This is a genomic window from Amycolatopsis sp. NPDC051758, assembly GCF_044453095.1.
In the GTDB taxonomy this organism is placed as follows: Bacteria; Actinomycetota; Actinomycetes; order Mycobacteriales; family Pseudonocardiaceae; genus Amycolatopsis.
Map to the genome: position 1 here is coordinate 59,320 of NZ_JBITCJ010000001.1, position 12,643 is coordinate 71,962.

The window sequence follows — 12,643 nt, forward strand, 5'->3', positions numbered from 1 at the left end:
GCGCGCCCCCTCCATCGGTCGAATGTCCGAGACAGTATGTGAACAGTATTCGCGTTTCAAGCTTTGTTGTCGTACTTTAGACCTCGTGACCAGTGCGACGGTGTACGACTTGGCGACCAAGGACCTCGATCCACCCTTGGCCGTGGTCGACTTGGCTGCCTTCGACGCGAACGCCGACGACCTCCGCCACCGCGCGGCGGGCAAGCCGATCCGCGTTGTCAGCAAGTCGGTGCGCTGCCGCGCGTTGCTGGAGCGGGTGCTCGCGACACCGGGCTTCGAAGGCCTGATGTGCTACTCGCTCGCCGAAGCCGTCTGGCACGTCGAGCAGGGCACCACCGACAACATCGTGGTCGCCTACCCGACGGCCGACCACGAGGCGCTCCGCCGCCTGGCCGCGTCCGATCCCGCTCGCGCGGCCATCACGATCATGGTCGACTCGCCTGAGCACCTGGACCTGGTGGACGCCGCCCTCGGTCACGGCCACCCGGAGATCCGCGTCTGCCTGGAGCTGGACGCGTCGTGGCGCCCGCTGCCGGGAGTCCACGTCGGCACCCGGCGTTCCCCGATCTTCACCCCGAAGCAGGCGACGACGTTCGCTCGCCAGATCGTGGCGCGGCCGGGGTTCCGCCTGGTCGGCGTCATGGCGTACGAGGGTCAGATCGCCGGCCTCGGCGACGCGGCCGGCCGCCGGCTGAACCAGCTGGTGATCGGCTGGATGCAGCGCCGCTCGGCGTCGGAGCTGAACCGCCGTCGCGGCGAGGTCGTCCGCGCGGTCGAGTCGGTCACCCCGCTGGAGTTCGTCAACGGCGGCGGCACCGGCAGCATCGAATCCACGGGCGCCGACGCGGTGGTCACCGAGATCGCAGCCGGCTCGGGCTTGATCGGCCCCACGCTCTTCGACGGCTACACGCGCTTCAAGCCCCGCCCGGCAGCACTGTTCGCACTCCCGGTGGTCCGCCGCCCGACCCGCAAAATCGCCACACTGTATTCCGGCGGCTACATCGCTTCAGGGCCAACAGGACCTTCGCGCCAGCCGACGCCGTACCTCCCGACCGGCCTGAAGTTCCTCGGCTTCGAAGGAGCAGGCGAAGTCCAGACACCGGTGACGGGCCGCGCGGCCCGCATGTTGCAGCTGGGCGACCGGGTGTGGCTGCGGCACGCAAAGGCCGGCGAGCTCGCCGAGCGGTTCACGCACTACCACTTGGTGCTGGGCGACCGGGTGGAGCGCACGGTCCCGACGTACCGCGGCGAGCACCAGAACTTCGGCTGAGTCACCCGGCCGCGGCCTTCGCGGCCCGCTCGACTTCCGCGTGACGGTTTTGGCCCGCGGCCGCACTTTCTGCGTCCATCCCCACCGTGCCGTCGAGCTGTTCACGCAGGATGTCGGCGTGCCCGGCGTGCCGGTTGATCTCGGTGAGGAAGGTGACGAGCACCTTGAAAAGCGTCACGTCCGGCCGCGGCCACCACGGCACATGTCCGGCGGAATCAAGCTCGAGGCCGGCGATCGTCGTGTCGGAGTGCGCCCAAACCCGCCGATAACGCTCAACGATCTCGGCGCGCGTCTCGTCCTCGGTCGCCCACATGTCGGTGCCCCGCGCCGGCAGCGGTTCCGGGAACGGCCGCCCGAAGACCTCACCGAAGTACCTGGCCTCCCAGGTCGACAGGTGCTTGACCAGCCCGAGCAGATTCGTCCCGGTCGCCGTCAGTGGCCGCCGGACGTCGTATTCGTTGAGCCCGTCGAGCTTCGAGAGCACCGCCTCGCGAATCCAGCGGAGCTCGTCGTGCAGGTAGGTCTTCGCATCGTTGTCGGTCACGGAAACGAGCTTGCCGCAAATCCCCAACCCGCGAGCGCGGCCCATCCGGCTTGCCCAGCCCGGCTCCGAGCTCGCAGCTACTCGCTCGCCCGACCCGCTCCAAGCCGCAACCACCCGCTGGCCCGACCCAGCCCGCGAGCCGCAGTCGTCCGCTTGCCCGACCCCGGTCCTTAGCGCAGTCCGCCTCCGCCAACCAGCCGTCGGCCTCAAGCGCGGCTCGCCCCATCGCCTAGCTACCCACCGAGCGCGGCCCGCCCGAATGTCTGGCACCGAGCGCGGCCTGGCTTTGCGATCCGGCCCGAAGCGCAGCCCGCCTCCGCTAGCCCGCCCCTCAGTCCCGAGCGCTGCTCAACCCACCGACCGACCCCCGAGCGCAGCCCGCCCTTCCCTGGGGGAACCCCCGCTTCCAGTCTATCGGCGCCCACCGACAAACCCGGGTCAACCAGGGGACTTGTCCACAGCTGTGCATACCTGTGGACAACTTCTGTGGACAGCTAAGACTGCTCCCCGAACCGAGCCGCGAGATACCCCTTCACCACGTACTTGGCCTCAGCCACGATCTTCTCGTCGCCGCTCGGCTCCTTCCGGAACGCCAGCTTGAGCAGCGCGTCCGCCACCTCGTTCGCGATGCCGATGGCGAACCGCAGATCCTCCACCGGCCGGTCCACCTGCCCCGACAACAGGTCCGTCAGGGAATCGACGATCACCGCGTTGTTGTCGCGGGTCTCGTCGAGGAGCTGGCGGTCGATGATGTCGCCGAAGTGGACCTTGGAAAAGCCCGGCACGGACCGGTGCATCTCGAGGTAGATGTCGAGGATCGAGTCGACGACGTCCCACCAGTGCTCGGGGCCGAGCTGCTTGAGGCGCTCGTTCACCGCGCCGACAAAACGCTCGAGGTTCCGGGCGGTAAGCGCTTGCACGACCGCGCGCTTGTCCGGGAAGAACTGGTACAGCGAACCGACGGCCACCCCTGCCCGCTTGGCGATCAGCGTTGTGGTCAGGGCGTCGTAACCGAGCTCGTCGATCAACGCCGCGCTGGCGTCGAGCATCTGCTCGACCCGCTTCGCACTGCGTTGCTGAACCGGCTGACGGCGCAAGGGGGTGGCTTCCGCCGGCACCTTTGCGGCCTGGATGTCGGACACGGCGCTCCTCCTCGTCTGATCTGGGACTTTATCGTGCCGACGGGCTTCCCCCCGGACGAGTGAAGACCTAGTATATGAGAACTTTTCATGTTCACCCGCAGGGGTGGCCTGACGAAGGGGTCAGCAGCCGGTGCAGAACCCGATCTTCCCGCCCGACTTCCTCTGGGGTGTCTCGACCTCGGCGTTCCAGATCGAGGGCGCCACCAGCGAAGGTGGGCGCGGACCGTCCATCTGGGACACGTTCACCGCCACCGAGGGCAAGATCGCCCGCGATGAGACCGCAAACGTAGCCGCCGACCACTACCACCGCTACCCCGAAGACATCGCCCTGATGGCGGAACTCGGCGTCGGCGCCTACCGGATGTCGATCGCCTGGCCCCGCATCCAGCCCGACGGCAAGGGCGCGCCCAACCCCGAAGGCCTCGGCTTCTACGACAAGCTGATCGACGCCGTGTGCGAAGCCGGCATCGCACCCGCCGTCACGCTCTACCACTGGGACACCCCGCAGGCGATCGAGGACGACGGCGGCTGGCTCGCGCGGGACACCGCTGAGCGCTTCGCCGAGTACGCCCGCATCCTGGGGGAGCGCTTCGCCGATCGGGTGAAACTGTGGATTCCGCTCAACGAGCCCATGGTGATGTCCATCTTCGGCTACGCGATCGGCGAGTACGCACCCGGCCGGACGCTCCTGCTGGACGCCATCCCGACCGCGCACCACCAGAACCTCGCGCACGGCCTCGCCGTCCAAGCCCTCCGCGCGGCGGGCGCCACGAACGTCGGCACCGCCAACAACCACTCGCCGATCTGGCCCAGCGACGACTCGCCGGAAGACGAACAAGCCGCCGAGTGGCTCGACGCGCTCCTCAACCGGCTCTACGCGGATCCCGTGCTGCTCGGCAGTTATCCGGAGCAGCTCCACGAGCACCTCCCTGCCGGGTTCGCCGCCGACCTGCCGACGATCGCGCAGCCGCTCGACTTCTACGGCGTCAACTACTACGAGCCGCAGGGTGTTGCCAAGCCCAGCCCTGGCAACCCGCTGCCCTTCGACCTTCGCCCGGTCGAGGGCTACCCGATGACGACCAACGACTCGCCGATCGTCCCGCACGCGCTGCGCGAGCTGCTGCTGGACTTCCACCGGCGCTACCGCGACAAGCTGCCGCCGATCCAGATCACCGAGAACGGCTGCAGCTTCGCCGACGTCGTCGCCGAAGACGGCGGTGTGCACGACCCCGAGCGCATCGACTTCCTGCACAGCCACCTCGTCGCGCTGCGCGAGGCGATGGACGCCGGTGTTGACGTCCGGGGGTACTTCTGCTGGTCCTTGATGGACAATTTTGAATGGTCCAAGGGTTACGCGCCGCGCTTCGGCCTGGTGCACGTCGACTACGAGACCCTGCGGCGGACGCCGAAGGACTCGTTCCACTGGTACCGGAAGCTGGTGCGGGATGAGTAGTGAGACGACCGAGGCCACCGGTGTGCCGGACGCCCTCGCCGAGCCCGTCGTGCGGGTGCGCCCCGGCTGGATGAGCCTGCTGTTCTTCGCGAACATCGCGCTCTGGCTGGGGATCTACGCGCCGATCCAGGTGCTGCTGCCGCAGCAGGCCGAGCTGCTCGACCAGGCGAACAAGGAGTTCGTCCTCGGGCTCGTGATGGGCGTCGGCGCGGTCGTGGCGCTGGTTGTCAACCCGGCTGTCGGGCTGCTGTCGGACCGGACGTGCTCGCGGTTCGGCCGGCGTCACCCGTGGACGGTTGTCGGCGCGGCCGTCGCCGCGGTCGGGCTGCTGGTGCTGGCGTTCGCGCCGACCGTCACGCTCCTGATCGTCGGCTGGTGCCTCGTCCAGGCCGGGCTCAACGGCATGCTCGCCACCCTGATGTCCGCGATCGCCGACCGCGTCCCGGTCGGGCAGCGCGCGCAGGTCGGCGGCCTGGTCGGCATCGCGCAGATGCTCGGCACGGTGCTGGGCGCGCTGGTGGTCGTCGTGATGCTGGGCATCGCCGGGCTGCCGCTGGCTTACGCGGTCTGCGCCGGCATCGTCCTGGTCGGAGCCGCGTTCTTCGTGCTCCGGACGCCGGACGCGCGCCTGCCGGTGGCGTTCCGCCCGTCGTCGGCGGCCGGTGAGGTCCTGCGCAACCTCTGGGTCTCGCCGCGGCGGCACCCGGACTTCGCGTGGGCGTGGGGCTGCCACTTCATGATCAACCTCGGCAACGCGTTCGGGACGCTCTACTTGTTGTTCTTCCTCAAGGACGCGGTGCACTACGAGGACCCCGACACGGGCCTGCTCATCATGATGGGGCTGTACGGCGTTGCGCTCGTCGCGGGCGCGGTGGTCGCCGGGCACTTCTCGGACAAGTCCGGACGGCGTAAGCCGTACGTCCTTGCGGCCTCCGGTGTGATGGCATTGGCCGCTTTGCTGCTGGTGATCTGGCAGAGCTGGCCGGTCGCGCTCGCCGCGTCCCCGCTGCTGGGGGTCGGCTTCGGCGCGTACATGGCTGTTGCGCTCGCGATGCTGACGCAGGTGCTCCCGACGGCGCAGGACCGCGCGAAGGACCTGGGCGTCATCAACATCGCGAATTCGCTGCCGCAGGTGGTGGCCCCGCTGCTGACGCCGCTGGTGCTCGCTTACCTCGGGGGTTACTCGGGACTCTTCGCCGCTTCGGCCGTCGCGACCCTGCTGGCCGCGGTGCTCGTGCTCCGTGTGAAGGCAGTGAGCTGAAGCCATCTTTGAAATGACGGAGTGGAACCGCGGGCCGGTGCCGGTCGGGGGAGGGGAGTGCAACGGCACCGGCCCGCGGAATTCGAGGGCCGCTCGGGGGCGGGTGGCAGCGGGACGAACCAGTGGTCCACGCTGCGCTTGATGATCAATCTAGCGGGCGATTACCGCCCGGGCTAGGGCTAACGCGTAATTTTTTCGATTAATCGCGATGGGGACCGAGTGGAAGGCCGAGGACTGGTTCGCGCTGCTCGGGGGTGCGGGCGAAACAGTCCTCGGCCGGGCGAGAGCAGTCGCGGATCCGATGGGGCGATCGGACGACCACGCTCGCCAGCTCAGGGGCGGAACGGGTGACGCGGGGGTCCGGGCCGCGACCGCGGGAGGTGGCGGCGGCCCGGGCGGGTCAGGCGGTGACCGCTCGGCGCGGGTTCACCAGCGCATGGCGACCGGTGGTCTCGGCCGCGGAGGGCGCCGGGGCAGGACGGCCCTGGGCCGGCACCGGGCTCTTACGACGGCCCTGCAGCCTGCTGTCCGCCGAGGCCTGCTGCTGCGGGGCCAGCCCGCCGGCCACGAGGTGTTCGTGCGCGACCTGCCAGACCGAGCACGGCGCCTTGCAGCGGTGCCACCGGGTCGAACAGGTCGGGCAGTCGCCGCGCTCGTCGGGCTCGTGCATCTTCAGCATCGCGCGCCACGCCTCGGTCAGCCGGGGGAGTTCGGAGCGCGCAACCGAGACGAGCGACTGGGCGTCGGCGCGGTTCGCCAGGTCGGTCAGCATGTCGAGGCGCTCCCAGACCGCATTGCGGAGGACCTGCCCGAGTACCTGATCCATGATCAGCTCACCGTTACCTTTCCGCCATCTTGGCGGCTTCGTTGAGCGCGGCGCGCAGCTGGCCGAGCTGGCCGGACGTCAGCCGCGCGGTCTCGCCGGGGGGCGAGACCAGTACCACCTGGTTGTCTTCGACGAACACCGTCACCGCGCGCTCGCGGCTGATGAGGTCACCGCACTGCACGCGCCACACCAGCTGTCCGCCTTCGTAGTGCCGGACGCTCGCGGTGCGGGGGTCCACCGCGGCGGCGGGGGTGACGGGGCGGACGGCGGAGACGGGAGAGACCGTCGCGACCGCCGGCCGCACGGCGCGGGTGGCCGTGCCGGCATGTCCCCCTGCGAACGAGTCCACGAACTCCACGCCCTTCTCCGCTCTGTCGAAGTCTTCGAAGATGCCTTCTGCAACATCGCCTTGTCACAACGCTGCGGTTTTCGTAGCTCTCCGTGATCGCTGCCGGTGTCCGGGCGGTGACGGAGATCTGACAACTACAGTGAGGTGAAACCGGGTGCGATAGAAGGTCGAAATGGCGTCATAGCGGTGACCGGACTCGGTTCCACGGTAAGCGGTCAACGGACTTCGCCCGGACCGATCAGGGCCTGGTTCCGCTGGTTCACATGGTTCGACAGCTTTGCTTACGCTGTTTCTCAGACGCCCGACCGGACAGTGGAGGGGGCGCGATGGACGCCAGTAGCGGTGGCGGTGCCGAAGCCCGGCAGAGCCACGCAGTTCCCGCCGACGCGTGGGAGCAGCCCGAAATGAGAGCTGCTCTCGCAAGCCGCGAGATCAGCGCCGTCTACCGGCTCCTTCGCAAGCACGGTGTCTCGCAGCGCCAGATCGCCGCGATGACCGGCCAGTCCCAGTCCGAGGTGTCGGAGATCCTCAAGGGTCGCCAGGTCATGGCCTACGACGTCCTCACGCGGATCGCCGACGGCCTGGGTGTCCCTCGTGGATACATGGGCCTCGCCTACGACGAGGCCACGGCGATACGCGTCGTCGGCTCCGCCGACGGCCAGCAGGCTGAGGAGGACGAGTCCGTGAAGCGACGGAGGTTCCTCGCGCACGCCGCCCAGGTCACGATGGGTGCGGCGGTGTTCGGTCCGGAATCGGGCACGTGGTCGGCGGGACCGGCGCGGACGCCGGCCCCCGGGCGCATCGGCATGACCGACGTGCGCCAGGTGGAGGCCGCGACGCGCGCGCTCCGGGCGCTGGACTACCAGTACGGCGGCGGGTTCTGCCGCGACGCCGTGGTGGCGCAGCTGTCCTGGGGACAGCAGATGCTGGAGTCGAACGGCACCGACATCGTCAAGAACCGGCTGTACGTGGCACTCGCCGACCTCCACTCGCTGGCCGGCTGGACCTCCTTCGACACCGGCCTGATGGATTCCGCCCGCGGCCACTTCGCGAACGCGCTGGACCTGGCCAAGCAGGGCGAGAACCACCCGCTGGTGGCCAACGTGCTCTACCGCATGGGCCGCGTCTACCTGCACCAGGACGCCCCGAACGACGCGCTGAAGCTGTTCCAGCTCGGCCAGATCGCCGCCCAGGAGTCCGGTTCCGAGCTCGCGGTCTCCGTGCTGTGCGCGAACGAGGCGTGGGCCTACGCGATGATGGGCAACGAAGAGCAGGCGGTGAAGCTGCTCGGCCGGAGCAAGGACGAGTTCGAGCGCGCCAACCTGGCCGAAGCCGAGTCCTGGGTGAAGTTCTTCACCGAGACCGACGTCTACGCCATGGTCGGCACCGTCCACACGGTGCTCGCGCAGAAGAACGCCGACCACACGAAGTACGCCATCCCCGCGCTGACCAGGGCCGTCGAGTCCTACGACGACGAGATGGCCCGGTCCAAGACGTTCATGCTCAGCGCGCTCGCCACCAACCACCTGCTGGAGGGCGACCTCGACCACGGCGCCAAGGTCGGCGGCAAGGCCATCGACTGCGCCGAGGGCATCAAGTCCGAGCGGGTCAAGGACCGCATGCGGCCGCTCCAGGAAGAGGCGGAGCGCCGCCGCAACAACGCCGACGCGCGTGATCTCGCCGACCGCCTCCACGCTTTCTACGCCGCGTAACGCCGAAGGCGCCGGCACCGTCTTGGACGGCCGGTTCACCCCCGGGAAACTGCGTGGCGTGCTGGCGGAGGTCTGCGCGCAGCTGGGTTTCGACCCGGCGGGCGCGCGGCTGCTGCGGTTCACCAACAACGCGGTGTACGCGCTGGTCACGGCCCCGGTGGTGGTCCGGATCGTCGGTTCGACCCGGCTCCGGCACCGCGTCGGGACCGTGGTCACCGTGGCCCGGCACTTCGAACACCACGGCGTTCCCGCGATCCGGCTGCTCGGCACCGTCGAGCAGCCGATGGACGTCGGCGGGCACCTGGTGACCGTGTGGCACCAGGTGCCGAGCATCGGCCGCGCGGCGACGTCCGCCGACCTGGCCCGGCTGCTGCGGCAGGTGCACGCGCTGCCCGCGCCGGACGGTCTGGCCGAGTGGGCGCCGTTCGCCGCGGTGCGGGCCCGGGTCTCCGACGCCGAAGAGATCAGCGCCGCCGACCGCGTGTTCCTGCTCGACCGCTGCGCCGAGCTCGAAGCCGCGCTGGCCGAGCTGGAGTTCCCGCTGCCCAGGGGCCTGGTGCACGGCGACGCGTACCCCGGCAACGTCATCCCCGGGCCGGACGGGCCGGTGCTCTGCGACTTCGACTCCTCCTGCGTCGGCCCGCCGGAGTGGGACCTGACGCCGCTGGCCGTCGGGCGCGACCGGTTCGGTGACCCGCCGGTGCGCTACCGGACGCTCGCCGCGGCGTACGGCTTCGACGTGACGTCCTGGTCCGGTTTCGCCGTGCTCCGGGCGATCCGCGAGCTGAAGCTGACGACCAGCGTGCTGCCCATCCTGCGCAGCCGGCCGCAGGTGCGGCCCGAGCTCTTCCGCCGTTTGGACGACCTGCGCAGCGGCCGGACGGACGCCCGGTGGACGCGTTACCGCTGAGCGGCGACTGTCACATGGTGTGACCAGGGCCACAATCTGCACGTGCATTCGGCGACTGCAAATGACCGTTCGCCGCTTCTCAAATGCATGCAGCTCTGGGTAGAAAGTTCTGCTCGACGGGTCACCCCCAATGGATGCCCAGTCATCCCAATGCGCAAGTTGCAGCTACTCGCCGTGACATGACACCGGGTCCTACCAGCGCGAAAGGGCTTTCAGGACGCGACGACCGGCGCGCGCGTGAGCACCACGGCAAATCCGAACGCCAATCCCATGACGGTCAGCTCCAGCGTCGCCCACGCGGCGAGCGCCGTGCGGTTGTGCCGGATGATCTGCGGCATCAGCCGCCAGCGGGTGTACGCGCCGAGCAACGCGATGACACCGGTGCAGAGGAACTTCAGGACGAAGAGCTGCCCGTACGGCGTTGTGAAGATCGCCGCCCAGAACCCGATGGTCGGGTTGAGCGAGATCTCGACCAGGCCGTTGAACAGCCCGGTCGCCGCCGAGAGGATCAGGCAGAGCGTCGCGAGCTTCGAGAACCGCGGCATCGCGTGCGCGAGCAGCGTCCGGTTCGCCACCAGGAGCACGGTCATCGCGCCGAGGCCGCCGGTCCAGGCGACGGCGCTCATGACGTGCAGCTCCATCGAGATCATCGTGTAGTCGTGGAAGTTCCAGTTCGACGCGTGCCCGGTGACCGGCAGCGGCAGCAGCGCGAACAGGCCGAGCCCGACGCGGACCTCGGCGGGCACCTTCTCGCCGAAGCGCAGCGCCAGCGCGCCGATCCCGGCGTGGACGAGCGCGAGCACGGCGACGATGACGAGCGCCTTCCCGGCGCCGACGTCGGTGATGTAACTGCCGATGTCGGCAGCGGAGAGCGTGGACGAGCCCGGTTTGTACTCCGCGGTCTGCAGCACCAGCGCCACGACCGCGGCCGTGGCCCAGACGAGCGCGGCCGCAACACCGGCCGGGCGGGCCAGCCGCATGATCGGCTCGGTGAGCTTCGGCCGGTCGTAACCGACGAGCACCGAGAGCAGCGCGAGGCCGATCGTGGTGACCGCGGCCAGGTCGAGCAGGACCCGCACGATCGGGATGCCGGCCGAGACCACCGCGCTGGGTTCCACCACACCGGGGACCGGGGTGGTGGACATGAGCGCGACGCCGATGAGGGCGCCGAGCAGGCCCGCCGTCACGACGCACAGGAGTGTCGCGTAGCGGGGCTTCGTGGTGGTCTCGGCCTGGGTCATCCCGCTACTTCTTCTCTTCCACGGACCGGCCCGAGCGCAGGGCGACGGTCAGCCCGATCGCCAGCAGCACCACCGCGCCGGCGATCCAGACCCAGATCGGGACCCCGGTGGACGACGACGTCTCCGACGTCGCTTGCGACGAGGTGCCGCCGGGTGACTTGGCCGCGTCGACGGTCGCCGGCGTGCCGGTGCCCGCCGCGGTGAGCGTGAACGTCAGCTCGCCGGTCACCGGGTGGCCGTCCGCGGACAGCACCCGGTAGCCGACGGTGTACTTCCCGGCCGGTCCGAGCGGCCGCAGCGGCGCGCTGATGACGTTGTTCACCACGCTGATCGGTCCCTCGGCCCACTGGCCGCCGCCGGGTCCGGTCACCGCGATCTGGTTGACGTCCGCGCCCTGCACGTACTGGTCGAACGTCAGGCTGATCTTCTGCGGGCCGGCGGCGATGGACGAGCCGTTCGCCGGGTCCGAGGAGATCAGCACGTTGTGCGCGAGCGCCGGGGTGGCCGTGCCGAGCACGGCCACCACCGTCAACGCCAGCGCGACGAGCGCTTTCCGCATCTAGCTGTTGCCTCCCGACTTGGCCGTGGCCTTGCGGGCCCGGATGGTCGCGCCGGCCCCGACGCCGAGGCCGATGGCGCCGACGAGCAGGCCGGCCCCGCCGAGCCAGCGGGCCGTGCTGTCCGACGTCGCGGCGGCTTCGGTGTGCTCACCGGTCGTCGACGCCGTACCTGCCATATTGCCGTGCGCGTCGCCTTCTTCGGCCTTCGCGGCCAGCTTCACGGCCGGCGCGGGGTGCTCCGGCTCCTCGGCGCCGGCCGGGGTCGGCTGGTTCCAGTCGACGACCTTGCCGTCGCTGTAGGTCTGGTGGGCGGGGAACTCCACCTGGTCCACGTTGGTCGGCAGCGGGCCGAAGCTGACCGAGAACTCCTGGTAGTCGGTCGCCTTGAGCTCGCTGCCCGGCTGCGCGGTCCACGTCACCGCGGTGACGGCCTCGGTGATCTGCGTGCCGTTGTCCTTGGTGATCGGGGCCGGCAGCTTCGACTTGACGACGTCGGCGGTCCAGCCGGGGAGCGGCTTGGTCCGCACCGAGCCGATGCCGTAGTCCGCCTTGAAGTCGACGGTGACCTTCGTGGTGGTGACGGGCGCCTTCTCCTCGCTGGGCACGCGGAACACGATCGCCGCATAGCCACCCTTCGTGGGCTGCGGGCCGTAGACGTTGGCGGTGACGTGCGCGGAGGCGGCGCCGGCGCCGAGGAGGCCGGCGACACCGACGGTGGCGGCGAGGAAACCGGCGCGCTTGAAGACGTGCTGGGACATGGGTTCACTCCTGATGAACTCAAGAAAGGGACGGCTCGGTTCGGGGACCGGCCGTGAGGGGGATGAGCTGGGTTTCAGGAGTGCACGGGCGGGCCGCGCCGCCCGTGGATCCGGCGCAGGTCGACGCCGACGAGGTGACCCGGGGCCGCGGTGCGGGCCGGGACGAGCGCGGGGGCCGCGGCCGGCACCGGCAGCGGGGTGAGCAGCCGCGGGAGGAACGCGCGCAGCACGGCGAGCACCGTGAGCAGTGTCGCGTCGGCGCGGGCGAGCAGGAGCGCGGTGAGCACGGTCGCGACGGTGTGCGCGCCGATCATGCCGAGCCCGGTGCTGCCGGGCATCGTGTACATGTCGTGGTGGCCGGAGAGCGTTGTGAGCAGCAGGTGCATCACGAGCTGGGCGGCGCCCAGCAGGGTGATCGTGGCGAGCGTTCCGCGTGCCTTGCGGGTGAGTGCGGTCGCGGTCCAGCCGAACAGGCCGGTGAGCAGCACGGTCATCGCCGGGTCGGGCAGCCCGCCGTCGGCGAGCCGGTGCGCGGTGACGGAAAGCGCCGCGGCGCTCACGGCGAGCAAGGCGCCCCGGGTAGCTCCGAGCACGGCGGGTCGCCGTGCCGGAACGCT

13 protein-coding genes are annotated in these 12,643 nt (G+C 70.0%); 5 read left to right on the forward strand and 8 right to left on the reverse strand.

Features of this window, described 5'->3' with window-relative positions; genetic code table 11:
- The first annotated feature begins 85 nt into the window (after positions 1 to 85).
- The gene (locus tag ACIA5G_RS00320) at positions 86 to 1,270 is read left to right on the forward strand and encodes an amino acid deaminase/aldolase (protein ID WP_395920060.1); all 1,185 of its coding nucleotides are present in this window, start codon (positions 86 to 88) and stop codon (positions 1,268 to 1,270) included.
- A gap of 1 nt (position 1,271) precedes the next feature.
- On the opposite strand, the gene ACIA5G_RS00325 is transcribed toward ACIA5G_RS00320, so the two are convergent.
- A complete protein-coding gene (locus tag ACIA5G_RS00325) occupies positions 1,272 to 1,814 on the reverse strand; it encodes a DinB family protein (protein ID WP_395920061.1) in 543 nt (180 codons plus the stop codon).
- A gap of 494 nt (positions 1,815 to 2,308) precedes the next feature.
- Entirely contained in the window at positions 2,309 to 2,956 is a 648-nt protein-coding gene (locus ACIA5G_RS00330; protein WP_395920062.1) for a TetR/AcrR family transcriptional regulator, read from the reverse strand.
- Positions 2,957 to 3,086: 130 nt separating this feature from the next.
- Here ACIA5G_RS00330 and ACIA5G_RS00335 point away from each other — a divergent pair, with 130 nt between their 5' ends.
- Positions 3,087 to 4,409 (forward strand): GH1 family beta-glucosidase, encoded by a 1,323-nt coding sequence (locus ACIA5G_RS00335; protein ID WP_395920063.1) that lies wholly within the window; start codon positions 3,087 to 3,089, stop codon positions 4,407 to 4,409.
- On the forward strand, positions 4,402 to 5,670 hold the full coding sequence (locus tag ACIA5G_RS00340) for an MFS transporter (RefSeq protein ID WP_395920064.1): 1,269 nt from the start codon (positions 4,402 to 4,404) through the stop codon (positions 5,668 to 5,670). The genes ACIA5G_RS00335 and ACIA5G_RS00340 overlap by 8 nt, the downstream gene beginning before the upstream one ends.
- A gap of 400 nt (positions 5,671 to 6,070) precedes the next feature.
- On the opposite strand, the gene ACIA5G_RS00345 is transcribed toward ACIA5G_RS00340, so the two are convergent.
- Both ACIA5G_RS00345 and ACIA5G_RS00350 read right to left on the reverse strand, forming a co-directional pair.
- Complete coding sequence (locus tag ACIA5G_RS00345; RefSeq protein ID WP_395920065.1) at positions 6,071 to 6,496, reverse strand: hypothetical protein; 426 nt, start codon at positions 6,494 to 6,496, stop codon at positions 6,071 to 6,073.
- A 13-nt stretch (positions 6,497 to 6,509) separates the two neighbouring features.
- Positions 6,510 to 6,854 carry a hypothetical protein gene (locus ACIA5G_RS00350; RefSeq protein WP_003069007.1) on the reverse strand — a complete coding sequence of 115 codons (345 nt, stop codon included), beginning with the start codon at positions 6,852 to 6,854 and terminating at the stop codon, positions 6,510 to 6,512.
- A 317-nt stretch (positions 6,855 to 7,171) separates the two neighbouring features.
- Here ACIA5G_RS00350 and ACIA5G_RS00355 point away from each other — a divergent pair, with 317 nt between their 5' ends.
- Positions 7,172 to 8,557 carry a tetratricopeptide repeat protein gene (locus tag ACIA5G_RS00355; RefSeq protein ID WP_395920066.1) on the forward strand — a complete coding sequence of 462 codons (1,386 nt, stop codon included), beginning with the start codon at positions 7,172 to 7,174 and terminating at the stop codon, positions 8,555 to 8,557.
- 22 nt (positions 8,558 to 8,579) lie between these two features.
- A complete protein-coding gene (locus ACIA5G_RS00360; protein ID WP_395921828.1) occupies positions 8,580 to 9,467 on the forward strand; it encodes a phosphotransferase family protein in 888 nt (295 codons plus the stop codon).
- A 212-nt stretch (positions 9,468 to 9,679) separates the two neighbouring features.
- Here the strand turns inward: ACIA5G_RS00360 and ACIA5G_RS00365 are convergent, their stop codons facing one another.
- The 4 genes from ACIA5G_RS00365 to ACIA5G_RS00380 form a co-directional block, all read right to left on the reverse strand.
- A complete protein-coding gene (locus tag ACIA5G_RS00365; RefSeq protein WP_395920067.1) occupies positions 9,680 to 10,708 on the reverse strand; it encodes a copper resistance D family protein in 1,029 nt (342 codons plus the stop codon).
- A 4-nt stretch (positions 10,709 to 10,712) separates the two neighbouring features.
- Positions 10,713 to 11,267: a copper resistance protein CopC gene (locus tag ACIA5G_RS00370; protein ID WP_395920068.1), complete on the reverse strand. Its 555-nt coding sequence runs from the start codon at positions 11,265 to 11,267 to the stop codon at positions 10,713 to 10,715.
- Positions 11,268 to 12,026 (reverse strand): YcnI family protein, encoded by a 759-nt coding sequence (locus tag ACIA5G_RS00375; protein WP_395920069.1) that lies wholly within the window; start codon positions 12,024 to 12,026, stop codon positions 11,268 to 11,270.
- 74 nt (positions 12,027 to 12,100) lie between these two features.
- Complete coding sequence (locus tag ACIA5G_RS00380) at positions 12,101 to 12,595, reverse strand: hypothetical protein (RefSeq protein ID WP_395921830.1); 495 nt, start codon at positions 12,593 to 12,595, stop codon at positions 12,101 to 12,103.
- Positions 12,596 to 12,643 lie beyond the last annotated feature (48 nt).

Excerpts from the sequence above, each read along its gene's own strand:
- ACIA5G_RS00340 (WP_395920064.1), top strand. The coding sequence starts at position 4,402 with ATGAGTAGTGAGACGACCGAGGCCACCGGTGTGCCGGACGCCCTCGCC.
- ACIA5G_RS00345 (WP_395920065.1), bottom strand. The coding sequence starts at position 6,496 with ATGGATCAGGTACTCGGGCAGGTCCTCCGCAATGCGGTCTGGGAGCGC.
- ACIA5G_RS00355 (WP_395920066.1), top strand. The coding sequence starts at position 7,172 with ATGGACGCCAGTAGCGGTGGCGGTGCCGAAGCCCGGCAGAGCCACGCA.
- ACIA5G_RS00365 (WP_395920067.1), bottom strand. The coding sequence starts at position 10,708 with ATGACCCAGGCCGAGACCACCACGAAGCCCCGCTACGCGACACTCCTG.
- ACIA5G_RS00370 (WP_395920068.1), bottom strand. The coding sequence starts at position 11,267 with ATGCGGAAAGCGCTCGTCGCGCTGGCGTTGACGGTGGTGGCCGTGCTC.
- ACIA5G_RS00375 (WP_395920069.1), bottom strand. The coding sequence starts at position 12,026 with ATGTCCCAGCACGTCTTCAAGCGCGCCGGTTTCCTCGCCGCCACCGTC.